At 60.6% G+C, this 22,774-nt stretch carries 26 protein-coding genes, 1 tRNA gene and 2 pseudogenes; 16 read left to right on the top strand and 13 right to left on the bottom strand.

Translation table 11 applies throughout. The features are described from left to right. Positions 1-119: 119 nt before the first annotated feature. A complete protein-coding gene (locus tag C440_RS05245) occupies positions 120-503 on the bottom strand; it encodes a hypothetical protein (protein ID WP_008318967.1) in 384 nt (127 codons plus the stop codon). Then, positions 500-967 (bottom strand): helix-turn-helix domain-containing protein, encoded by a 468-nt coding sequence (locus tag C440_RS05250; protein ID WP_206537073.1) that lies wholly within the window; start codon positions 965-967, stop codon positions 500-502. Before C440_RS05250 ends, C440_RS05245 begins: the two co-directional genes overlap by 4 nt. A gap of 2,189 nt (positions 968-3,156) precedes the next feature. Here C440_RS05250 and C440_RS05265 point away from each other — a divergent pair. The 5 genes and pseudogenes from C440_RS05265 (at position 3,157) to C440_RS17995 (ending at position 5,647) form a co-directional block, all read left to right on the top strand. Continuing rightward, positions 3,157-3,420: a hypothetical protein gene (locus C440_RS05265; protein WP_008318975.1), complete on the top strand. Its 264-nt coding sequence runs from the start codon at positions 3,157-3,159 to the stop codon at positions 3,418-3,420. Beyond that, a complete protein-coding gene (locus C440_RS17985; protein ID WP_008318977.1) occupies positions 3,420-3,620 on the top strand; it encodes a hypothetical protein in 201 nt (66 codons plus the stop codon). Before C440_RS05265 ends, C440_RS17985 begins: the two co-directional genes overlap by 1 nt. 514 nt (positions 3,621-4,134) lie before the next feature. After that, positions 4,135-4,994, top strand: a pseudogene (locus C440_RS17990) (AAA family ATPase); the annotation flags it as partial. Between the two features lie 97 nt (positions 4,995-5,091). Further along, positions 5,092-5,337, top strand: a complete 246-nt coding sequence (locus C440_RS18135; protein WP_275040240.1) for a hypothetical protein — start codon at positions 5,092-5,094, stop codon at positions 5,335-5,337. Continuing rightward, positions 5,243-5,647 carry a hypothetical protein gene (locus C440_RS17995; protein WP_241431994.1) on the top strand — a complete coding sequence of 135 codons (405 nt, stop codon included), beginning with the start codon at positions 5,243-5,245 and terminating at the stop codon, positions 5,645-5,647. Before C440_RS18135 ends, C440_RS17995 begins: the two co-directional genes overlap by 95 nt. 60 nt (positions 5,648-5,707) lie before the next feature. Here the strand turns inward: C440_RS17995 and C440_RS05280 are convergent, their stop codons facing one another. The 4 genes and pseudogenes from C440_RS05280 to C440_RS18250 all read right to left on the bottom strand — a co-directional run. Next, complete coding sequence (locus tag C440_RS05280; RefSeq protein ID WP_008318979.1) at positions 5,708-5,971, bottom strand: recombinase family protein; 264 nt, start codon at positions 5,969-5,971, stop codon at positions 5,708-5,710. A gap of 132 nt (positions 5,972-6,103) precedes the next feature. Further along, positions 6,104-7,261 carry a Fic family protein gene (locus C440_RS05285; RefSeq protein ID WP_049915370.1) on the bottom strand — a complete coding sequence of 386 codons (1,158 nt, stop codon included), beginning with the start codon at positions 7,259-7,261 and terminating at the stop codon, positions 6,104-6,106. Between the two features lie 521 nt (positions 7,262-7,782). Beyond that, complete coding sequence (locus C440_RS18000) at positions 7,783-8,040, bottom strand: hypothetical protein (protein WP_049915372.1); 258 nt, start codon at positions 8,038-8,040, stop codon at positions 7,783-7,785. Positions 8,041-8,116: 76 nt separating this feature from the next. Then, positions 8,117-8,856, bottom strand: a pseudogene (locus C440_RS18250) (DUF7845 domain-containing protein); the annotation flags it as partial. A 106-nt stretch (positions 8,857-8,962) separates the two neighbouring features. Between C440_RS18250 and C440_RS18010 the strand changes: the two are divergent. Continuing rightward, positions 8,963-9,136 carry a hypothetical protein gene (locus tag C440_RS18010; RefSeq protein WP_241431995.1) on the top strand — a complete coding sequence of 58 codons (174 nt, stop codon included), beginning with the start codon at positions 8,963-8,965 and terminating at the stop codon, positions 9,134-9,136. Between the two features lie 225 nt (positions 9,137-9,361). Here the strand turns inward: C440_RS18010 and C440_RS17275 are convergent. Continuing rightward, positions 9,362-9,510: transfer RNA gene (locus C440_RS17275), tRNA-Met, on the bottom strand. 128 nt (positions 9,511-9,638) lie between these two features. Here C440_RS17275 and C440_RS05300 point away from each other — a divergent pair. Next, the gene (locus C440_RS05300; RefSeq protein WP_008318983.1) at positions 9,639-10,745 is read left to right on the top strand and encodes a DUF7115 domain-containing protein; all 1,107 of its coding nucleotides are present in this window, start codon (positions 9,639-9,641) and stop codon (positions 10,743-10,745) included. A 74-nt stretch (positions 10,746-10,819) separates the two neighbouring features. On the opposite strand, the gene C440_RS05305 is transcribed toward C440_RS05300, so the two are convergent. Continuing rightward, positions 10,820-11,197: a DUF5830 family protein gene (locus C440_RS05305; protein WP_008318985.1), complete on the bottom strand. Its 378-nt coding sequence runs from the start codon at positions 11,195-11,197 to the stop codon at positions 10,820-10,822. A gap of 90 nt (positions 11,198-11,287) precedes the next feature. Between C440_RS05305 and C440_RS05310 the strand changes: the two genes are divergently transcribed. Next, positions 11,288-11,920: a TVP38/TMEM64 family protein gene (locus C440_RS05310; RefSeq protein ID WP_008318988.1), complete on the top strand. Its 633-nt coding sequence runs from the start codon at positions 11,288-11,290 to the stop codon at positions 11,918-11,920. A gap of 28 nt (positions 11,921-11,948) precedes the next feature. On the opposite strand, the gene gpmI is transcribed toward C440_RS05310, so the two are convergent. After that, positions 11,949-13,565 (bottom strand): 2,3-bisphosphoglycerate-independent phosphoglycerate mutase, encoded by a 1,617-nt coding sequence (gene gpmI / locus C440_RS05315; RefSeq protein ID WP_008318990.1) that lies wholly within the window; start codon positions 13,563-13,565, stop codon positions 11,949-11,951. A gap of 117 nt (positions 13,566-13,682) precedes the next feature. Between gpmI and C440_RS05320 the strand changes: the two genes are divergently transcribed. Together C440_RS05320 and C440_RS05325 are read left to right on the top strand one after the other, a co-directional pair. Then, positions 13,683-14,363 (top strand): DUF1405 domain-containing protein, encoded by a 681-nt coding sequence (locus C440_RS05320; protein WP_008318992.1) that lies wholly within the window; start codon positions 13,683-13,685, stop codon positions 14,361-14,363. A gap of 65 nt (positions 14,364-14,428) precedes the next feature. Beyond that, complete coding sequence (locus C440_RS05325; protein WP_008318994.1) at positions 14,429-15,082, top strand: ArsR/SmtB family transcription factor; 654 nt, start codon at positions 14,429-14,431, stop codon at positions 15,080-15,082. An 82-nt stretch (positions 15,083-15,164) separates the two neighbouring features. Here C440_RS05325 and C440_RS05330 read toward each other — a convergent pair whose 3' ends face one another. Continuing rightward, on the bottom strand, positions 15,165-15,659 hold the full coding sequence (locus C440_RS05330) for a hypothetical protein (RefSeq protein WP_008318996.1): 495 nt from the start codon (positions 15,657-15,659) through the stop codon (positions 15,165-15,167). Positions 15,660-15,751: 92 nt separating this feature from the next. Continuing rightward, positions 15,752-15,955 (bottom strand): PLDc N-terminal domain-containing protein, encoded by a 204-nt coding sequence (locus tag C440_RS05335; protein ID WP_049915375.1) that lies wholly within the window; start codon positions 15,953-15,955, stop codon positions 15,752-15,754. A gap of 127 nt (positions 15,956-16,082) precedes the next feature. On the opposite strand from C440_RS05335, the gene gatD reads away from it, so the two are divergent. Together gatD and C440_RS05345 are read left to right on the top strand one after the other, a co-directional pair. Next, complete coding sequence (gene gatD / locus C440_RS05340; RefSeq protein ID WP_008319000.1) at positions 16,083-17,330, top strand: Glu-tRNA(Gln) amidotransferase subunit GatD; 1,248 nt, start codon at positions 16,083-16,085, stop codon at positions 17,328-17,330. 4 nt (positions 17,331-17,334) lie between these two features. Next, a complete protein-coding gene (locus tag C440_RS05345; protein ID WP_008319002.1) occupies positions 17,335-18,243 on the top strand; it encodes a GNAT family N-acetyltransferase in 909 nt (302 codons plus the stop codon). Between the two features lie 29 nt (positions 18,244-18,272). Here C440_RS05345 and C440_RS05350 read toward each other — a convergent pair whose 3' ends face one another. Both C440_RS05350 and carA read right to left on the bottom strand, forming a co-directional pair. After that, positions 18,273-19,298 carry a PAS domain-containing protein gene (locus tag C440_RS05350; protein WP_008319005.1) on the bottom strand — a complete coding sequence of 342 codons (1,026 nt, stop codon included), beginning with the start codon at positions 19,296-19,298 and terminating at the stop codon, positions 18,273-18,275. Between the two features lie 151 nt (positions 19,299-19,449). Then, complete coding sequence (carA, locus tag C440_RS05355; protein WP_049915378.1) at positions 19,450-20,529, bottom strand: glutamine-hydrolyzing carbamoyl-phosphate synthase small subunit; 1,080 nt, start codon at positions 20,527-20,529, stop codon at positions 19,450-19,452. Positions 20,530-20,626: 97 nt separating this feature from the next. Here carA and C440_RS05360 point away from each other — a divergent pair, with 97 nt between their 5' ends. From C440_RS05360 to C440_RS05375, 4 genes are all read left to right on the top strand, one after another. Continuing rightward, positions 20,627-21,040: an Lrp/AsnC family transcriptional regulator gene (locus C440_RS05360; RefSeq protein ID WP_008319008.1), complete on the top strand. Its 414-nt coding sequence runs from the start codon at positions 20,627-20,629 to the stop codon at positions 21,038-21,040. 61 nt (positions 21,041-21,101) lie between these two features. Further along, a complete protein-coding gene (locus C440_RS05365; protein ID WP_008319010.1) occupies positions 21,102-21,671 on the top strand; it encodes an NUDIX hydrolase in 570 nt (189 codons plus the stop codon). Beyond that, positions 21,658-21,960, top strand: coding sequence for a Mov34/MPN/PAD-1 family protein (locus C440_RS05370; protein ID WP_008319011.1), 303 nt, complete (start codon positions 21,658-21,660; stop codon positions 21,958-21,960). Before C440_RS05365 ends, C440_RS05370 begins: the two co-directional genes overlap by 14 nt. A gap of 65 nt (positions 21,961-22,025) precedes the next feature. Then, complete coding sequence (locus tag C440_RS05375; RefSeq protein WP_049915385.1) at positions 22,026-22,724, top strand: SDR family NAD(P)-dependent oxidoreductase; 699 nt, start codon at positions 22,026-22,028, stop codon at positions 22,722-22,724. Positions 22,725-22,774 lie beyond the last annotated feature (50 nt).

Below are 22,774 nucleotides of genomic sequence, written 5' to 3' on the forward strand. Positions count from 1 at the left end.
GTCAATGTTGATTGTTCCGTCGTTGAATAAGTCAAATAGGGGCTTCACACGGTCCAAATTCGCCTCGAGAATCGACTCTTCGTCTACGACGAGTTCGCTTTGGATGTCATCTTTGAGTGTCATTCGTCGTTACCTTCCGTGACAAATTTCTCACCATCGGCGGTGAGAACCCAGTTTTGAAGTCGTCCTTCTTTCCCATCCCTCATCGCCAACCCTTCTTTTTCTGCCCCTGCGAGGATGTCGCTCATATTTGCGGGCTCTTGAATTTTGCATTCCCGGTAACCGTCGGTAATGTCTTCGACAGTGAAATTATTCTCTCCACGTCCATGTTCGATGAAGTACCCAATCACAACCGCACGCTCTTTGTGTGTATCTGGGTCCCAATCCTCTACGAATGAGCGGATTTCGCTCTTTGAGGCCGGTTGTGCTTGGCCGGCTATCTGTCCTTCAAGTGAACTAACACGGTCTTCTAAGTCAGATAACCTTTTTTTGAAATCAGTCACTCGTCATCACCTCCGATATACGACTTAATTGTCTCAAGGTTGTACATGGGAATACTATAGGACCCGTCGTCGTTCTGGGCAATTCCGTCATCTTCGAGTTGCCGAACAGCGGGGTAGACAGTTCCTTTCTTTATTCCACTGGCATTGCTGATTTCTGAAGGGGTAAGCCACCTATTTTCCGCTTTTCCTAATTCAACTCTCGCGTGCTGCGCAAGGAGGATAATGGCAGATTTTTCTCTGGAATTCAAATTGTTAAATCCCGGTTGAAGAATTATCCCTCCACTGTCGTTTCCTATCCGGATGTAATCGGCGAGGAGGCCATACAGGAGTTCCTCGTTCAGTTCGTCCTCATCAACTAATAAGTCGTCAAGAGTATGATTCTGTTTAGACACGCTTGCAATCCCGTTTGAAACCGTGGATAATAAAGCCACGCTTGAATCTTGTATCTGGGAAGAATAGCTCACCGGCATATAAGTTCTATCTCAAAATAGTTAAACCTGGAATTTTTAGAAGGCAACATTCAAAAATAAGCCAATTAAGAAAATGACTAGTTCTCTCGCTTAAATTGATGACACCCACGAAGCGCTCAACTAGTTCCGCGCTGTCGACCCAAAGGCGTCTTCCACGAACGCATCAACCACGGGGTGAACTCCGAACTGTACGTCGAGGCACTTCGAGAACGCGGCGTCGCAGTTTGAAGCCCTCCTCGACGACGAGACGTGGTCAAGTACGCGCTTGAGCAGATCCAGATGGTCTGGGAAAGTTGCCGAAGAACTGGGTGCCCCCGCGATTCACACCTGGCCCGATAGGGAGTGGTTCGGGTGACGAGTGGAGAGACGAGAGACGAGCTGGTGAGGATGAAGAAGCAAGTTTCTGAGGAGAGGTGGTGATGGGTAGAATAACCTAGTTTTCAATCCCGATTTGACTGATACTCAGAGAACCCGATAATCTAAGAGTGATGAAATAATTGGGGTAGATAACATCGCAGTCACCGAGTTCGATACCCCCTGATTCACAGATGAACAACAATCTACTACAGGTATTCAGCAGCCACGACCTATTCGGGAAGTCTGTTCCTAGTGCGGTTCTGCTTCTTGGGGCGCTTTCGTTTCTCCCGATGGATCTGCTCTCTCTGGGGGTTCTCGACGACGGTCTCTCGCTCCTGAACATCGCAGCACTCGTCTTGATACTGCTGCTTGTGGGCCTCACTCTCGGTCAGGGGATTCACACAATCGCTGACAACTTTGAGAAGATGTTTCTATGGCTTGCGAAACTGCTTCGACGCCTATTCAATACAGTTCGAGTTTGGTCGATAAATCGGTGTGACCACGACCCAAGTCTGGACACGGTGAAAGCTGAGGATGGTGGGATACGGAATCTAATCGTAGAGTGGATTCGTCGACGATACTAGGGGTCGTACGATCACTGGTGAGTCATCGATATCTATTCGCGAAGTGGATTCAGTGGAACTTCGGATCCAGAAAACGAGGTTCGATGGGAACACGAGTCTAAATTCGACTGGACTCACCGGGACTCTGTCTGAAGGTCAGACTGCAAACTTGTCGGTAAACGAGCCGTGGATTCAGTCGGGAGAGAACACTATCCAGTTCAGAGTTGGTAACGGTTCCTTATCAGATGACGCTCCAACTCCGAGCGTGAATCTCTCACTCTCTCATACAGCACGCGACCAGCAATCGGTCAGTTACGAGTCCTCGAAGTGGCGAGAGTCGTACAACGTCAGCAAGACATTCACCGGTGACCAAACTGGTGTGACCCCCCTCGATTCCGTTTGCCGGAAACATCGCGCAAACCAAGTCCATCGAAAAGCGGCACAACGGTGGAAGTTGGTCCACCGTAGTACCGGAAGATTACGACTTCGACGGAACAGCACTGGTTGTCGGTATGGGTCCGGTTTCTGGTGGTGATTCGGTCTCGCTCCGTGCTACGGGACAGAGGTTGGTGGCCTCGAACGGTTCTCTTACGGTGACAGGTCCGACACCACTCGGTGAGCGTCTCGATTCCAAGGTCAGACTCGACTCGTGGGCAAACGACTCGTATATCTCGTTGGGCGGGTCCCCAGACGAAGCTCGACTTCACTACACGTACAACGAGTCGTTCGGTGATTCTGAATACGACGAGGTGACGCAACCGGATATCACCGCCTTCGCTTGTCGGGTACGTCTGCATCCTCGACGTTCCGCGTTTCGACGATTCCAGTTCGTGTCGACGTTGCGACCGGAGAGACCCGGTTCCGCATCACCGAACCGTCGACGACCGAACCGAGGATTTCGGTGATGCCCGGTGAACACTCTGGCGACGGCGTTTCTTTCGAGTTCTTGGCCCCGTCTGCTGGTGATACCTACCTCCTCTATTCGATGACGAAGGGGGCGCAACGTGATTCGGCACTCGCTAGAGAGACCGTGTCGCTGTCGGACGACGACTCCGAAGAGATTCTCCACATCCGGAAGTCGACGTCGACTGAGTCGGCATCCAGTGGTCCCGAATTCTTTGGGTCCGGCGGTGGTTCCGTCACGGACGTCGCGAACGACTACGGCCCCACAATGCCAGTTCTGAACCCCGGCCTCGTCGCCGCTCTCGTCTTGGTCATTGTCGCGGGCGCAGTCGCGTACACGGAACGGCGCACATCCTCGACGTGCTCGAAGCCAGTGTCGAGCGACCGTTGGTGCTCTTGGCGCTGGTTGTCGCGGCGTTCATCGGCATCTTGCTCATCTCGCCAGAGTCCATCACGGACCCAGTTCGGTCGGCACTTGACACTGCGCTTCCACTGGCGTCGGTTCTGGGTGTGACACTTCTCGTCGGTGGCATCGGTTACTGGTGGTACACGCGACGGCAGGCACGGGTTGCCGAGGCGAAGACACCCGAGAACGTTTTCCAACTCGGAGGTGACGAGAAGTAATGGACGTCGCCCGTGAGGTGGTGTCCCGGACACTCGCGTCGGTCGGTATCGAGGGCGTCTCCGTCGTGGGACTGCTCGTGTTGCCGGTCGTGGTGAGCTACGTCCACAAGGCGTCGAAAGCCGGGTCGCTGGTTGCGGGTGCGGCGTCGACAGCCGCTCACGACGCGAAGGTCATCGCGCTCACACTCGCGGCTCTCTAGTCCTCGGTATCGTCTCGCTGAACGTTACTCGCGGTCGTGAACTCGCCTCGATGGCTCTCGAACGAGCGCTGTCGTTCGACTGGATGTCGCTCCTCGGGGTGTTCGGATGAGCTACGACGAGCGGCTCACTGACGTGCTCGAGTCGGTCGCGATGGACGACATCTACGAGCTGGGGAAGGCGTATCCCAACGAGACGCGTCTCGAACTCGACTGGCAGACCATCGCCCGCTACGAGGAGGGAGTCGACGAGGACGACGAGGTGTCGATGTCGGACGTGTCGAGTGTTGCGAGCGACCTCATCGCTCGACCCGAGACTACACTCGAAGCGCTCGAAAACGCTGTTCACGAGTTCGACGTCCCCGGGCGGGAGAAACCGATGGCTCGGGCGTCGGTCTCGGTGGTGAATCTCCCGGACGATGCGACGTTCCCGGTCGGCGGGTTTTCTCCGGCGGACTTGTCGGCCCGGATGTTCGCCCTCGAAGGGCAAATCATGAAGCGGACTGAGGTGGATCCGATGGTCGAGGAGGCGGCATTCAAATGCCTGCGCTGCGGGACGATGACTTACATCCCGCAAACCGGCTTCGGGACGCTACAAGAACCCTACGAGTGCCAAGGGTGCGAGCTACAGGAGCCGTTCCGCCTAGACGAGACGCAATCGTCGTGGTGCGACTATCAGAAGATTCGCCTCCAGGAACCGCCGGAGAACGCCCGCGGGGAGACCGAGCATATCGACATCCACCTGAAAGACGGCCTCCCGGGGAACTCCCGGGTTGAGGGCGGCACGCGAACGACGTTTTACGGTCGTGTTACCCCGGTGTGCACCGGAGAGGTAGTATTCGAGAAGAACCTCGTCGGCACGGGCTACACAGTCGAAAAAGGTGGGTTCGTGGATGCCGACCTTTCGGCGTACGAAGACGTTATCGAAGATGTTGCGTCAGCGCCAGACACGTTCGACATCCTCGTCGAGTCGTTCGCGCCGTCGCACCAGGGCCACCGTCACGTCAAAGAGGCGCTGGTGCTCCAACAGTTCGGCGGCTGGGCACGCACGGCAGAGGACGGCACGCGCCATCGTGGCGACTCGCACATGCTCCTCCTCGGCGACCCCGGTACTGGGAGACGTTGCTCCTTGAGGTGGCCTACGACACGGCGCCGCGCGGAGCGCTCACCGACGGTACTGGGTCGTCGAGTGCGGGACTTACCGCAGCCATCGTGAAGGACTCGTTCAGCAACGAACAGTTCTCCATCGAGGCGGGAACGTTGGTTCGGGCGAACAAAGGCATCGCTGTCCTCGACGAACTCGATAAGGGGGACACGTCCGACCCCGATGCGCTGCACACCGCACTCGAATCCCAACAAGTGCACGTCTCGAAGGCAGGCAAGAACGCGACGCTCTCCGCCGAGACGGCACTTCTAGTTGCAGGGAACCCAAACAGGTGGTCACTTCGACCCATCGAAGGACATCGCCGAACAGGTGGAGTTGAAGTCGCCGCTACTGTCTCGGTTCGATCTCATCTTCACGATTCGGTCAGAGGAGGACGAAGAGAAGATGCGGGAGATCCCCGGGACGATGGTCAGCTCACGTCAGCGTGCGGCCCGGCGTGCCGCTGGTGACGAGGTCGAAGATGATGATTCTGGGCCGTTCAGTCCGGTTGGACCGCGACGAGTTCACCGCCTACGTCACGGCCGCGAAGGCTATCCAGCCGGTCGTTCGCGATGACGCGGTCGAGCGCGAGATGCGCGAGTGGTTCGTCGAGACGAAGACGTCACTCCCCGAACGGTACGCCTCTAAAATGGGGCAGTCAAACTACGACGGACCACCGCTTCCGATTACGGCCCGGAAACTCGATGCACTGCAGCGTCTCTCGGAGGCATCAGCGCGGATGCGGATGTCCGAAACAGTCGAGATGTGTGATGTCGAACGAGCAAAACCACTTATCGAGCGGTCACTCGCTGATATCGGGATTGCTCCAGCGGATAGTTCGTCATTCAGTCGCTCTGAGGCCGAAGCCACGGAGATTGGGCTGTAGACTTCAAAACTCAGGGTTCTGGCTCTCTTGATTTTTCAGATGGTAGCTGGAGCTACGAATCTAAGGATGTGCACCCAGGAAGTGCCTGGATGAGCGCTTGCATATCCTATAGCCGAATTTATGAGTATCGTCGTGGTCAGACGCGTCTGACATCATCCGTTTGTACGCCGACCGATTCGTTTCGGTTCCCGTCGACTTGTCTCGGTAGACTTCCAGTTCGTCGAGTCCGACACCGAACGTCTCGCGGGCGTACTGCTGCGTCGCGTCGATTTGTCGGTCGAGGTTCTGGTCCGTTGTCGAGACACGAGTGTAGCAGGCAATCATCTCGTACACTCGCACAGGGTGGTCTGACACTTAATGAAGCGAAGATATGGACGGTCTGTACGGGAACCTTCGTTGTTGAACAGGTTCAGCAAACCCGCACTCCTACGAGCTGGGCACCAAGCCTCCCCGTTGCTACCTAACAGTCGAGCGTTCCAATATATCGAAGATATCGACCGCCTTATACTCCTGATTACGCTTCTTTCCGGTCACTTCGACGATCAAGCCCTCGTCTTCTAGCTCCTCAATGGCGTTGTATGCGGTCTGGCCACTGACGTCGAATCTCTCTTCCACCTCGCTCGCGGTGAAGTATGGAAGGTCGAACAGGCCACGCGCAAGTTTGTGACTTGTCTTCTTATTTGGATACTGTTTTTCGTACTCCCGGCGAAGCCCAATGAGTTCGAAAGTCCGCTTGTAGGAGTCCTGTGCTTGCTCTTCGATACCCTCGACGAAGAATAAGACCCAGTCACGCCAGTTCCCTTCTTCGCTGACCGCGCGCATCTTCTCTACATACTCCTGCTTGTTCCGGTTGAAGTAGGCACTTGGATAGAGATACGGGTCAGAGAGATACCCTGCCTCGTGTAGTTGGAGAACAATTAGGATACGGCCAAGTCTCCCATTGCCATCCGAACAGGGGTGGATAGTCTCGAATTGGTAGTGAGCGATTGCAAGGTCGATCAATGGATGGTGTTGCCTGCCCATCTGAATGTACGCCTCGAGTGAGTCCATCAACTCCGGGACTTTGCTATGCGGGGGTGGAACGAATGGGGGTTGACTTCCACGCGGTGATGGGATACGGACATCGCTGTCTCGCCAGTCTCCGACGACGTCGCCCTCGTTCCGAACACCACCAAGGAGCGTTTTGTGGAGCGATTTGAGTAGTCCGAGTGTGATTGGATTTCCGCTCTTGATAGCTTTGAATCCATCCTGGAGTGCTCGCTCGGCGTTGAGGACCTCTTGTAGATCTCGACTTACATCAATCGTCTCAGTAGACTTACTCTGTGTATGATACGCATAGACTTCGTCCACATCGACGTCTGCACCCTCGATTTCGGCCGTTTCGACTGCCTCAAGTCGAATGAGGGACGTGTAGAGCACAGGTGAGAAGTCTACGGCCGGACTGATCCCATCGATACGCCCAAGCTGGAACGTCGCATCAGAGAGAGCTGATGCAAGTTCTTCGTCCATTCTAATTTTGGACGAAAGCGGTAGTTTGTCTGGAATGTAGTATGGATTCGGATGGGACTCGCGATAGTGCCCGGGCGCATCTTCTGGGAGATCTCGAGTCCTCATTTTGACTAAGACTGTATCCGAGGCAAGTTAATCATATTGGACTTAAACGGGGTTGAATACTGTGTGTTGAGTTCTGGCTAAATCAAAATCGAAGTGAGTAGATAGACTAACGAGTACCAACTGGGTCTCTGAGTTCACGTTTGTGGCTGAATTTGTATTCCGAGGCAGATTCGGCACACTATTCAAATCAGATTCATACTCACTTGAACAGTGGACCACCGTGAGTGCGAGATTCAATTCTTTTCGGGGAGATGTTGATTACTGAACTCGTGACAAGCCGCGTTGAGTAGGCGCGGCGACCCCTGTTTCATCTGTTTCATCCGGAGGCCCCGCAGGGGCCGGAAGTAATCTTGGAGTGTGGATCTTTAGCCACACATCTAACGGAGAATTACGGGTCCCCCCGTAATTCGAAGTGACGCCGGTGGCGGTCGCTGGAAAGTCGAGACGACGTCCAGAAAAATACAGCTTCCAACGTTCTGAAATACGGAAATCGTTGCCGATACCACCGTCGGTCAGTAGTGTTACCACTCAAGAAACAAGACGTCAGCCGACGAGCTGACGCAGTTCGCCGAGGCGCTCGAGAGAATCGTGGACCGTACTGTGGCTTTCCCGATTCTATCCGCAAGATCGGCTGGAGAAAGGTCACCACCGCCGGTAACGAGTTCCTCGACGGCCCCGAGATCTGTCTCGTTCATGTTGCCAGCGACAGTGAACCTCCGAATCTCGTCGTCCTGTTGCTGAGCAATTCGTGGGAGAGGATTGTGGACGATTTTGACCATCCGAGCCTGCCCCTCGACTGCGAAGTAGTTTCGAGTAGCCGCTGTGCTCACCACCAAGAATCAGTGCGATGCGGTGAAGCATGCCGTCGAAAGCGTACACTCTGCCGATTTCACTCTTCTTTGCGCGCACGTATAGCTCGGCGTCGGTGATGTTCGACGAGTCGTGGACGTTCTCCGGCGAGAGCGACTGGTAATCGATTCCAGTAAACGAGTCCCAACCGAATTCGTCTTGCCGCTCGCGAAGTTCTCGCAACGTCTCGAATAGGACAGCCGGGTACTGGTCGCACTCGAAATAGCTCCCACGAGTCTCGATGTCGACGCCGAGGGTTCCATGCGGATTCGGAATGACGTCCCGCTCTTGGACTCGATACCGGGCTACTGCGGCCGGACGCGGAAGTACGCGCGTTTCCGGTTGTCGTCCTTCGCCTCCTTGAATGAGGGGTAGGCCGATGGGTAGACGCGGACGATGAACTCGGGGACTCCGTCTTTCCCGAGGCGCCAATCGAACCGACCTCGGTCGGTATCGTCGTCAGGTGTGGTGAGCCCGGGGTCGTCGGCGTAGCTGAATTCGACGGTCCACTCTTCGTTGGCGAACTCGATACCGGCGCGCAAATTCCCGTACTCCTCGAAGTCGTGCATCTTGTAGAGTGAGACGAGACGGAAGTACGTGGATAGGGAATTGTCCCACTTCAGGTACGCCGAGAACTCGTGGGGTTGTGGAAGGAGGAACTTCCGAAGCCCTGAAACGGCTGTCTTCGCGTCCTGACCGCGCATCGTCCGGGCGCGAACACCGCGCTTGTGGCGACGCTCGTGCATCTCTGCTTCCGCGCACGAGTAGAATGGTCCTCACGAACGTCCTTCCGGATGTGCGTGCCGCCACAGAAGCGGCACTCGCCGGTGGGTCTAGGTCGCAGTTCCACTCGTGAGCGAGCGCATCTTCTTCAGTCTCGAAGGTCGCCTGGCAGTAGCGGCATGCCGCGACGTACTCCGGCATCTCGAAGTCGACGTTCTTGCGTTCGTCCTGGACGTCTTCGTCGAGGTGGTCTGGAGTGTACTCGCCTCCAACGGTAGACATGACAGTGTCGCCTTCGTCTGAGGTAACGATGTCAGGTCAGCATCGTCGAGGACAGAGAACTCCACGACGATCTCTCCGGGCGACTCGTCACTCACTGGCGGTCACCTCTGTGCAGGACCTAACTGCCACCACGACCGCCGCTGGTCGTGGCAGACATCAGAGAGACTCCCCCACTGTTTCCAGGAAAAATCAGGAGACGGCGTTACGACTCTCCTTTCTAATTGGGAATGTGAAGGAATTGAGTAGTGCCCGGGGTGGGCTCCGAACCCACGATCTCCGCATGTCCCAGGTACGAGGCCGGCATGACCTCGTGAGGGGCGGAGGCTTCCAAGGCGTTCCGCACCGATTGTGAAACCCTATGAGTGCGGCGCTATGTCCAGCTAAGCCACCCGGGCTCATCTTCGCGTTGTACGCTGGTTGTATTTAAGCTTCTCATCTCGAGCGGCCTCGTGTTGAGTCACCACAGCACTTGATTCGGTCCATCACCCACGGATTTATGCCCTAACACCGGGTGGACACACGCATGAGCCAACCGGAGATCGTCCAGTCCGTCCTTGGTGAGGAAGACGTGGTGACTCGCGTCCACCTCGGGGGCGAGGACGAACTGTTTGTAACTCCGACGCGGACGCTCGTCTATCGAGCAGAAGGTCTCCTCTCGGACGAGTCCGTTGACGAGTTTTCGCACGGTGCCGAGCGACTGTCTGTGAGCGAAGGGCGCAGAAAGGCGAAAATCTCGCTCGATTACGGACTCGACGGAAGCGAGACGTTCTCACTGTCGGCGAAACGCCTCGACGACGCGCTCCAACCAATCGTTGGCGGCGTGCTCGCGGCCGCGGGCGTGACAGACGACGGCGAGACGGTCATACAGACGTTCCGCTTCAGTGAACTCACGTTCGTCGTCACCGACGCGCGGGTCGTCCGCCACATCGGGAGTGCGGTCTGGGACGAAGACTACGAATCGTACCACTACAGCGACGTCACCGACTTAGAGTTCGAGTCCGGAAGCGTCGCAACGACCGTCGTCCTCACGGTTGACGGCCGGCAGGAACGCTTCAAGATTCCGAACGAGGAAGCGCGACTCGTCCGCGAGAAACTCTCCCGGGCGCTCTCGGACTACCACGGCGTCGGCAGTCTCGAAGAGTTCCGTATCAAGATGGCCGAAGCGCAAGCCGAGGCCGAATCGGAGACCGACCGCGAGCGCGACAACACCGACTTCGGTGCGGGTCCCGACCCGCTGAGCGCGAACCCCGGCGAGCTATCCGAAGAACCCGCAAACGCGACTCGTTCCGAGGGCGAACAGCCGGCCGAGTCAACTCCCCGTCAGCCGGTCGAAGCGACATCGACGACGGGGTCGGTGTCAGAACCCCAATCGACGCAGTCGGCGCAGTCAGCACAGTCCGTCCAGTCGCCCCAGACCATCGATTCCGAACCAGACAACGTCGCCGACACTTCGGACCTCGGATTCGAGGGGTCTGGATTCGAGTCCGCCACCGAGTCCGAGGCAAATCAGGCCGACCTCGCCGCGGAAATCCAATCGCTCCGCGAGACCGTCGAGGCACAAACCGAGCAACTCCGCTATCAGCAGGAACTCGTCGAACAACTCATCGACGAACTCCGTCGCGGGCGGTGAGGCGACAGCGGGTTCGGTCGTCACAAGACGACTAGTAGCCCGAGACAACGTCCCGAACCACGGCGGCACCCCGACTACTCACGACCGAGCACTTTTCTGATGCACGACGAGCCGAACGGCCCGAGTTCGCCGGATTCGAATCGCACGAAGTGACCCGTCGAGAGAGACGCTCCGCACCGCCGACAGTCGAACTCGCCCTCGCGTTGGACGACCTGGCTCTCGAAGCGGACGAACGTCCCGCCGCGTTGGTGACGGATGCGGCCGCCCTCCCGTTCGATGATGCCGCGAAGCTCCGCGGTGTCGAGGATGTCGCGCGTGAGCGTCGGGTCGGTCGTGACCGTCTCGATGCGGTCTACGACCGCAGAAAGTGGAAGATCGTCCGCTTCCACGTGGGCGAGTAAGTCGAGGGCGAGCTCCACACGTTCGTCGCGGGAGTAGTCGGGGTCCGTCACGAATCAGGAGTCAATCGAACCGCATCGGGCTAAAGCCCTCCGAAGCACAAAGCGTTTGGTCGCGGCGCGACGACCCAGCGTAGAGTACCCGTGTCCCGCCCGCGTCTCGCCGCCGGTCTCGCGCTCGCTGTCGTCATCGTCGGTGTCGTTCTCTCCTCCCCACAGGCAGTCGTCTCGCGTGCGACGTGGGTCGCCGCCGACCCAGTTCGCCTCGTCCTCGTGGTGAGCGCGCTCGCGGTCGTCCGCCCACTTCTCGCGTGGCCGACGACGCTCCTCGCGCTTATCGTCGGCTACGGACTCGGCCCCGTCGGCATCCCATTCGCGCTCGGGCTTATCGTACTCACGAGCATTCCGCCGTATCGCTTCGCTCGTCGCTACCGCGGAACGAACAGGCTGGCCGAGATGGGCGAACAGACCATCGCCGTCACCGGCTCTGTGCGGGGCGTCACCGCCAGCCGTCTCCTTCCGATTCCGTCCGATGTGGTGTCGGTCGCGGCGGGGGTCTCGAACGTCGGTCTCGGCGCGTTCGCACTCGGAACCGCGCTCGGCGAACTCCCGTGGGCCATCGGCGGCGTCCTCGCCGGCGCGTCAGTCGAGACGCTCACGACCGAATCGCTCGGAGCGGTCGTTCGACCCGAGTTTATCGCGCTCGCGGCGGTCGCTGGCGTCGCGCTCCTCTTTCCGACCGTCTACCGGCGCTATCGGACCGCCGCAGAAGCGTAAGAAACCCGTGTCGCGGTCGGTTGCGGCCCTATTCCAGCAGTGATTCGCCGGTCATCGCCGACGGCTGGTCGAGTTTGACGAGTTCGAGAAGCGTCGGCGCGATGTCACAGAGCGACCCGCCGTCGCGGACGGTGCGACCGCCAGAGAGCGGCCGGTCGGCGACCGACTCCGTTCCCGTATCCGAACCCTGTCCCGTCTCTGTCTCCGAACTCTGTTCTGTCTCCGTGTCCGCATCGTGAGGTGCTTCGCTGTCCTCGGCCGCGAGATAGACGAACGGGACCGAATTGAAGGTGTGTGCCGTATGTGGATCGTCTTCCGTGCCCATATCGTCGGCGTTGCCGTGGTCGGCGGTGATACAGACGTGCCCGCCGTGGGCGCGGACGGTCTCGACGAGGCGAGCGAGTTGTGTATCGACGGCTTCGACGGCCGCGATGGCGGCCTCGTAGTCACCGGTGTGGCCCACCATGTCGGGGTTCGCGTAGTTGAGGACCATCACGTTCGGGTCGTCGGTCTCGACGATGTCGATGGCCGCGTCGGTGAGTTCGACCGCGGACATCTCGGGCTGGAGGTCGTACGTCGGAACGTCCGGACTCTGGATAATGTTCCGGATTTCGCCGTCGAACTCGACTTCGCGGCCGCCGTTGAGGAAGTACGTGACGTGAGGGTACTTCTCGGATTCGGCCATCCGCATCTGCGTCATTCCCGCCTCGGCGAGCACCTCGCCGAGCGTGTCTTCGGGTTGCTCCGGCGGGAACGCGACGGACACGTCGAACGTCTTGTCGTACTGCGTCATCGTCGTCATGAGAATCTCCGGCGGCGTCGTCTCGAACGCCCAGTCGGGTTCGATGTCGCAGAGCATTCGGACGAGTTGGCGCGCGCGGTCCGCGCGGAAGTTGAAGAAGATGACCGAGTCGCCGTCTTCGAGCGCGGGCGCGTCGGCAACGAGCGTCGGCTCGACGAACTCGTCGGTGTCGCCGCGGTCGTAGGATTCGGTGACGGCGTCAACGGCCGTCGCTGCGGACCACTCGCTTTCGCGGTTGACGATGGCGTCGTACGCGCGCTTGGTGCGCTCCCAGTTTTGGTCGCGGTCCATCGCGTAGTAGCGTCCGGAGACGGTTGCGACCTCGCCGGTTCCCTGTTCGTCCGCGACGGCTTCGAGGTCGGCGAGGTATTTCTCGCCGCCGGTCGGGCTGGTGTCGCGGCCGTCGGTGAAGGCGTGAGAGACGGCTTCGACGCCGCGGTCGGCGGCGAGTTCGATGAGCGCGTGGAGGTGCTTTTGGTCGGAGTGGACGCCGCCGTCGGAGACGAGTCCCATGAGGTGGACGCGGCCGCCGGTCTCTTCGGCGTGGTCGTAGGCGGCCGTGATGGCTTCGTTCTCGTAGAACGAGCCATCTTCGATGCTGTCGCCGATGCGGGTGTATGCCTGCTTGACGACGCGGCCAGCGCCGATATTGAGGTGGCCGACCTCGCTGTTGCCCATCTGGCCGTCCGGGAGACCGACGCGTCGGCCGTCAACGATGAGCGTCCCGAACGCTCCGGTGTCGCGGTAGCGGTCGAAGTTCGGCGTGTCCGCGGCTTTGATCGCATCGCGGTGGTCGTGCTCGCCGAGACCCCAGCCGTCGAGAATGATGAGGGCTGCGTTCATGCTCAGTGGTTCGACACCCCGGGCTAATTGTCCTTTGTTCTCGGCAGTGGGTGAGACTGCATCGCGTGGCGCGCCGCCCCGACGGCCTTTTCTTTCACCGCCGCGTCCGACTCGGCGATGCGCCTGCGAGACGACCTCGACGTGGCTATCGACGAGTGGGTCGAGTACTACCTCGGAAACGGCCCGAGTCTCGTCGTTTTTCTCGTTCTCAACGCCTCCGCGTTCCTCGTCGGAATCAGTTTCTACGTCCACTCCGACCCCGCGCTCTCCGACCTGCCGACGTTCCTCTATCCGCTCTTCGGCGACTCGCCGACCGCGCTCGCGTTGATGACGCTCTCGGCCGCGACGCTCCTCCCGAACCTCGGCCGACGCGTCGCCGACGCACCGGTCAACAGACCACTCGCGTACCTGCACACGCTCGCGTTCGTCTGGTTGGTCAAATACGGCATCTGGACGGTCGTCGCGCTCAACCTCCGTCCGGACCTCTACGTTGGGTTTTCGGGAGCCGCGCTCTGGGATTACTGGGGAATCATGTTCACGCACGCGGGCTTCCTCGCACTCGCCGTCGTCGTCCCTCGCTACGGCACGACGACGAACGGCGCACTCGGCTTCGCGCTCGTCCTCGCGCTCGTAAACGACGTGTTCGACTACGGCTTCGGTTACTATCCCCCGCTGAAGTACGACGCTGGCCTGCTCCTCGCCGCAATCACGGTCGGTCTCTCTGTCGTCTCGGTCGCGCTCGCGGCGCGGTCGTTCGACCGACTCTCGGACGTGGCTCCGAGTCGTCAGAATAGCTAATCGACCGACTGCGGCGAGTACCACATGAGTCAGGCTTTTGGCCGCTCATAGTCTATGAGCAGATAATGGACTCCGCGGTACTGCTAGACCTACTCGGGAACGAAAACCGCCGCCGAATCCTGCGGTTGCTCTCGCACAAACCGTGCTACGTAACCGAGATTAGCGAGTACCTCGGCGTCAGCCCCAAGGCCGTCATCGACCACCTCCGGAAATTGGAGGACGCGGGACTCATCGAGTCTCGGACCGACGACCAGCGGCGAAAGTACTTCAACATCTCTCGGAACCTCAGACTCGAGGTGAACGTCTCGCCGTACGGATTCGGCGCGAAGAGTGCCTACCCACCGAGTCCGAGCCTCGACATGGCCGGCCGGTGTCCGCACGTGTTGCTCGAAGTCGAGCGCCCCGAAACGGACGATATCTCCGATTTGGCGCGGGAACTCGGCAAACTCGAAGACCTCGACAACGAACTATCGCTGGCCCAACGGTGGGTACAGGGACGGCTCACCGAAATCCTCGACCGTATCAACGACCGTCTCGGCGTCGATTCTGACAGCCGGTTTTACGCCGAGATTCTCGCCTCGCTCGCAAACGGCTCGCAGACGGTTCGCGGCGTCGCAGACGACCTGAACGCGGACCCGGCGGTCGTCGATACGGCACTACAGCATCTCGAAGAGGGCGGTCTCGTCGCCACGGACGGCGACGGCTGGCGAATCGATTGAGCACCAGTCGTCACTCGCCAGTCGCCATTCATCATTCGGCGTCCAGAATAGTCCGACACCGACGCCGATGCAATTTCGGTTCCTATATCTCCTGTGTCAGCCCGTTCCGCAGGTCGCGCCCGAAGTAGTGTCCGACGAGTCCGGCAATCCCGCCACCCAGCGCGCCCGCGCCAGCGATGACGACGCCGTACTCAGCGAGTAAATCGACCGCGACGGGCGCGAACACCGAGAACAGCGTCGAGAGAACGAACGCGAGACCGGCGGCGATAGCTCCTGCGACTCCGATTTCGGCGTAGCGTCGATTCGACCCGACGAGACCGATGAGGAATCCGGCGGCGGCGATACCGACGAAGCGACCGATGAACCCGACAATCGGGACTGAACCGCCGACGACGAGGCCGCCGATAGAGAGGAACAGCGCCGCGAGGAACGCGCGCGGGGAGAAGTACCCGCCCAACCGGCCGCCGTCGCCACCCGTCGATTGAGCCGTCGCCGTCGATTCGTCGCCGTCGCGGGTCAACTCCGAGAGGACATCGTCTACCGACTGCTCAGACTCCCGTTGGTCCGACCGTTGCATGCGTGACAGGACGAGAGCAAGGGTGATGGCTCTTGTGCTGTCCCGAGTTGGATAGCGCGGTCAAAAAGACGGTCCGGGGTCTCGTCGCGTCGCTAGGCGTTCCGTCCGAGGAGGATGTACAGCACGATGCCGAGAAGCGGCGCGAGAAAGACGACGACCGCCCAGAGAAACGCCGGGTGCGTGCTGTTTCGCCTCGCGTCGCTGTACGTCCAGATAACCATCCCGAGAAGGAGGATGAGGATGATAAAGAAGAGCGCACCGCCACCACCTGATTGGAGGAGTACACGAGGGAGCATACTGTAGCCGATACGCTTCTCCATAAAATGGCTTCTGTTTGTCATACTTTCGCCGTGCGCGAGCCACCGAAGCCGACTCGAACGGTAAAAGGTGGGTTTGAAGTCCGACCCCGCGGTATCCCGCGATATGAACGCAGGGGACCGTGTCCGCGTCACCCGCGCGGACGTTACAAACGAAGGCGTGCTCATGCCGTCTTCCACAGAGGACTATCTCGTCGTCAAACTCGACGGCGGCTACAACGTCGGCATCGAGCGCGACGGTGCGGATGTCGAAGTTCTCGAATCGGACGTCTACGACATCGAAGACGCACAGTCCGACGACGACAGCACCTCCGAGATCGAGTTCGACGAGGACCTGCCGACCATCTCGCTCATCTCGACCGGTGGAACCATCGCTTCGACCGTCGATTACCGCACGGGTGCCGTGACGGCACAGTTCGACGCCGAAGACGTGCTTCGCGCTGTGCCGGACCTCGCGGGCCGAGCCAACTACCGCGGGCGCGTCGTCGCCAACATCCTCTCGGAGAACATGACGACCGACGTGTGGGTTGCCCTCGCGGAGGCCATCGCCGAAGAGATCGAGGCGGGTGCCGACGGCGTCGTCGTCATGCACGGAACCGACACGATGCAGTTTTCGGCATCGGCGATATCGTACATGCTTGACACGCCCGTTCCAATCGTCTTCACGGGCAGTCAGCGCTCGGCGGACCGGCCGTCGTCCGACAACGTGATGAACGCCGTCTGCGCCGTCGAGGCCGCGAAGGCCGACGCCGCCGAGGTTATGATTTGTATGCACGCCTCGGAGTCCGACGACGTGTGCGCGCTCCACGAGGGCACGCGCGTCCGCAAGAACCACACGTCTCGGCGCGATGCGTTCCGGACAATCGGCGCGAAACCGCTCGGGGAAGTCGATTACGAATCTGAGACTGTCACGTTCCGCCGCGAGTACGCCGCCCGCGACGAAGCGGACCTCGCGCTCCACGCCGACCTCGACGCGGACGTCGAACTGATGAAGTTCACGCCGGGAATGGACCCCGCCGCGCTCGACTACCTCGACGGGAAGTCCGGTCTCATCATCGAAGGTACCGGACTCGGCCACATCCACACCGACCTCATCCCTCGAATCGAGGAACTCGTCGAAGACGGGACGGTCGTCGCCATGACCTCGCAGTGCCTCGAAGGCCGCGTCTGCGACCGCGTGTACGACACCGGCCGCGACCTGCTCGATGCGGGCGTCATCGAAGCGGGCGACACCCTCCCCGGCACGGCGAAGGTGAAACTCATGTGGGCGCTTGCGAACCTCAGCGACCCCGAAGACGCGATGGGTCGGAATCTCGAAGGCGAACTCACCGAGCGGTCGGTTCCGTGGGAGTGAGCTAATGGAGGTACGACCCGCGCGACCGGACGACTACGACGCGGTCGCCGCCTTCACACGCGATACGTGGGCCGACCGCGGCGGGTCGGATTACATCCCGGACATCTACCACGAGTGGATTGCCCCCGACGACCCCGAACAGGCGACGCTCCTCGTTGACATGGGCGACGAGACGCCCTCTGACGAGATTGCGGCCATCGCGCAGGTCGTCATGCTCTCGGCGTACGAAGGCTGGGCGCAAGGGATGCGCGTCGCGCCCGACTACCGCGAACAGGGGATTGCGACTCATCTGACCCACGCGCTGTTCGACTGGGCGCGCCAGCAGGGCGCACGGCGAGTGCGGAATATGATTCACTCGTGGAATTCACCGAGTCTCTCGAACGCCCGCAGTGTCGGCTTCGACCCGGGCGCGGAGTTTCGGTGGGCGACGCCCGAACCGGATTCCGACGCGACGCCTGCGCTCTCGGTCACCGACGATGCCGATGCCGCGTGGGCGCTGTGGACCGGAAGCGAGATGCGAACCGCGCTGTCCGGTCTCGTGCTCGACCCCGACGAGTCGTGGGCGCTGTCGGAACTAACCCGCGAGCGGGTACACGACGCCGCGGCCGACGACCGACTGTTCGTCGTCGGCGACGACAACACCAGCGGCTTCACGTACCGGAACCGAACCTACTCGCGTGAACTCGAAGACGAAGGCGAAGTGACGTGGGCCGAGTACGCCGTCGCCGCGTGGGACGACCTCGACGCCTGTCGGGCCGTTATGGACGCCGTTCGGCGCGATGCCGCATCCGTCGGTGCCGACCGGACGCGCGTCCTCGTTCCCGAGAGCGTCCGCTGGGTATCTGACGCGTCGGCGACCCGAAGCGACGTCGCCGACGAACCGACGTTCGTGATGGAAGCCGACCTCTCGTAATCTCGGAAGCGACGAGCGGAACGGTCTTCTCACAGCCATTCGACGCCGGTCACTCCGAATCTGGCACCGCCAAGTTCCGAGTTCGAAACGCTGAACGTCCAGCCGTGGAGGTCGGCGATTCGACCCGCAACCGACAGCTGTACCGACTCGTAGTCAACCCCGAGCAGTTGGTCCGGGTTCGTCGTCGCCTGCTCTCTGGCCGAGGGACGCGGCCCGTCGTCGTCAACGTAGAAGCCGTCGGCCGTCGTGCCGACCAGCATCTCCGTGGGGTACCCGGGCACCGAACTCCGGCGGATGCTGTTCGTCAGAAGCGACCTGATGAGTAGTCCGAGCAGGTGGGAATCCGCCGAGAGCGTCCCGTCGCCGACGACGCGAAACGACGACTCGGTGTCTTCGTCGAACTCGCGCCACGCCTGCATCGCACACTCTCGAAACGCGACCGTTTCGAGTTCGACCGCGTTTGCCTGCGTGACGAGACCGATTCCTCGGTCGATGACGGTTCGGATACGCGAAAGCGCCTCCGAGAGCGCGATGGCGTCGTTTCCGTCAAGCCCCACGAGTCGCGTGGCCGACTCCATCGCCGATTCGAGCGGCGGCTTCAGTTCCGACGAGAGAACGGTAACGAGCGCCGAGAGCTGTCGGTTCTTCTCGTTGACCTGCAACTCGGCGAGTCGCCTGTCGGTGATGTCGAGGTGGACGACGAGGGCGAAACGACCGTGTCTCGGCGTGTCGAACGGAACCGCTCGAAGCAGAAACCACCGGTAGACCGACGGCGAGTGACACGGATACTCCGCGGTGAACAAATCGCGCTCACCCCGGAGTAGCGACCGGAGACCGTCTGCGACGGCCCCCGCGAGTTCGTCGGTGTCGCTCGCGGCGTCGCACACGTCGAGATAGTTCTCACCGATGGAGGTGACGTCGCCGACGTAGTCGTTGGCGTGGGCGAACGTCCGCCACGCGCGGTTGGTGTAGACGATATCCCCCTGTCTGTCGAGGAGGGCAACCTCCGCGGGGAGTTCGTCGAACCCGCGCTCGATGAGCGATGCGCCGTCCATCACTGAAAGTAGGTCGCGCAACTGTTTGATGGTTTCTCCGAGACCGAAACCTGACCGACCCACGACTCGGCATCGGCGCAGTGGCCGATACCAAAGGCTACGAGGCGAAAAACGAGCGGAGAGCGAGACGGTGACTGCTTGCGCGAGCGGATTAGTCCGCGATAATTCGACGCTTACGGCCGTTTCCCGCCGAGTCGGACATCGAGAGCACGTCGTCGAAAAAGCCCAGAGAGTCGTGGGGACCGGGGTGCGCCTCGGGGTGGTACTGACGGGTGATGACGTCCAGTTCCTCGCTTTCGAGACCTTCGGCGGTGTCGTCGTTGACGTTAATCTGCGTCACGTCGAGGTGCTCGCCGGGGTCCGCGACCGTGTAGCCGTGATTCTGCGTCGTCATGACGACTTTGCCGGTCTGAAGGTCGCGGACGGGTTGGTTGACGCCGCGGTGCCCGAAGGCCATCTTCTCGGTCGTGCCGCCGAGTGCGCTGGCGACGATTTGCTGGCCGAGACAGATGCCTGCGAGCGGAATCTCTCCCGCAAAGTCCTCGACGAGTTCGCGCGTCGCCGTGTAGTTCTTCGGGTCACCGGGACCGTTCGAGATGAAGAGCACGTCGGGTTCGAGTGCGGACACGTCCTCGGCGCTCGCGTCGTAAGGGAGCACGTGAACCGTCGCGCCGCGTTCGACGAGGGAGTCGGCGATAGACTGCTTTGCGCCGCAGTCAACGAGCGCGACCGTCGTGTCACCGTCGCCTTCGAACGTCGTCAGTTCGGGCGTCGAGACCTGTGCGCCGATATCGACGTGGTCGCTCATGCCCTTGCATTTCGCCAGTTCCGCTTTCGCGTCTTCGGGGGTCGCGTCCTCGCCAGCGGCGATTCCGACCTTCATCGCACCCTCCTCACGAATCGACGTCACGAGGTCGCGGGTGTCGAGGTGGTCGACTGCCGGGATACCCTCTTCGGCGAGCCACGAAACGACTTCGTCAGTGAACTCGCGTGCGACGGCGGCACGAGGGTGGACACGGTCGGACTCGAATCGCTCGGCTCGGACGCCGTAGTTTCCGATGAGGGGGTACGAGAAGGTGAGGACCTGTTCCTCGTAGGAGGGGTCAGTCAAACTCTCTTCGTACCCGGTGTATGCGGTTGTGAACACCAGTTCCCCGCGTGTGCGACCCGGAGCACGACCACGTGCTTCGACCACGCGACCGTCTTCCAAGGCCAGATAGGCGTCCGACATTACGAGAAACGAACGGAACACGGGTGCATAAGTGTTGCTTTCGAAGCCGAGTTACGAAATTCGTAATCGGTAAGTCACTGCGGCTGGCACGTGGGGTATGGACGAGTTGGACCGACGCATCCTCGATATCCTTCGACGGGACGCTCGGACCCCGAACACCGAGATTGCGGCCGAAGTCGGAACTTCGGAAGGGACCGTCAGAAACCGCGTCGAACGGTTAGTTGACGAGGGCGTCATCGAACGCTTCACCATCGCAACCCGGACCGGGAACCTGAAAGCGATGGTCGAAGTAACCGTCGCGGTGGACGTAGACACGAACGACGTCTCGGAGCTAATGGCCGAGTGGAAGGACGTCGATTTCGTCTGGCAGGTCTCCGGCGAAGAGGACATCGTACTCGTCGTTGACGCGGCGGACACGCGGGCGGTCAACGACCTCATCACCCGTGCGCGCGAGCACGACGACGTAAAGAGCACGAAGACGCGCCTGATTCTCGACGAGCGCATCAGCTAACCGACGCCAGACGCCGTCCGGCATCGAAGCTTAGTTTACCCCCGACGAAGACGAGACGGACATGAGCGACGCACAGGCCGGCGAGGCCACGGAACCCCACGAGAACGCGAAGCAAGATGTTATCGCCGTTGACGCCGACGACAACGCCCAAGGGCTCGTCAACCGACTCGAAGCCCACACGGGCGACGGCATCCGCCACCGTGCGTTTACGTGTCTCGTCTTCAACGAGGAGGACCAACTGCTTCTCGCCCAGCGCGCACCCGGCAAGCGTCTGTGGGACACCCACTGGGACGGCACCGTCGCCTCCCACCCCGTCGAGGGTCAAACCCAAAAGGAGGCGACCGAAGAACGCCTCGAAGAGGAACTCGGCATCACGCCCGACCAGTACTCCGACCTGCGCGTGACGGACAAGTTCGAGTACAAGCGCTACTACGGCAACTCCGGACTGGAGTGGGAGGTCTGTGCCGTCCTGAAGGTCACGCTCGAAGACACTAGCCTCGACCCCGACGAAGACGAAATCGCGGGAATGCTCTGGGTCGATTACGAGCACCTCAACGACCACCCCAAGTGGTACCGCCAACTGCGTCTCTGCCCGTGGTTCGAGATTGCGATGCGCCGTGACTTCGAATAGCCTCGCTCTCGAACCGTCCGCTTCGACGTCGATACGCTCGCACGCTCGTGAGGGTACCGAACGAGACCCCACAGAGACCGTCGCCGCCTTCGAGGAAGCCGAATCCGAGGACGACGACATCGTCGGCTTCTATCACTCACACCCCGATACCGACCCGTTTCCGAGCGACGCCGACAGAGAACAGGCGTCGTGGCCGGGGTACGTCTATCTGATTTGTCACCCCGACGGCCGAGCCACCGCACACGAGTGGAACGGCGACGAGTTCCGAGCGTTGGACCTCGAAGTGTGATGCGCGTCGGCGACCGCTCGCGCCGCTTCGGTGAGAATATCCTTGCCGAGTCCACAGTGTCGCCTATGGAACCAACCGTCTACGACGACCTCGACGGACAGGTTGCGCTCGTCACCGGCGCGAACCGAGGAATCGGCCGCGAAATCGCCGCAAACCTCCGCGACCTCGGCGCGACGGTCTACGCTGGGTCCCGAAGCGTCACGAACGAGACGCCCGACGGGACAGAGCGCGTCCTCCTCGACGTGACCCAAGCGGGCGACATCGAGGACGTCGTCGATGGCATCTTCGCCGACCAGGGGAAACTCGACATCCTCGTCAACAACGCAGGTATTGGCGGCGACGGCGAAGACATCGTCGCCGAACCGACAGACAAAATCGACCGCACCCTCGCCGTCAACCTCCGCGGGCCGATGCTCCTGTGCAAACACGCCGTGCCGCTCCTCCTCCAGAGCGACGCGGGTCGTGTCGTCAACGTCTCGTCCGGGATGGGCGCGCTCGAAGAGGGACAATCTGGCGGCGCTCCCTCGTATCGAATCTCGAAGACTGGTCTCAACGGTCTCACCGTCTACCTCGACGGACAGTACGGCGACGACGGTCTCATCGCCAACTCGGTCTGTCCCGGCTGGGTCCGAACCGACATGGGCGGCGAGGAAGCCGACCGGTCTGTAGAGAAAGGTGCCGAGACGCCGACGTGGCTTGCGAGATTCGAAGCGGGCAGTCCGTCGGGGAGGTTCTGGCGCGATAAAGAGGTTATCGACTGGTAGAGAGTCGAATTGGCTGGCGAGACGCGTATCGACTGACAAGACACGATTGT

Origin of the sequence: Haloferax mucosum ATCC BAA-1512 (assembly GCF_000337815.1) — an archaeon.
In the GTDB taxonomy this organism is placed as follows: Archaea; Halobacteriota; Halobacteria; order Halobacteriales; family Haloferacaceae; genus Haloferax; species Haloferax mucosum.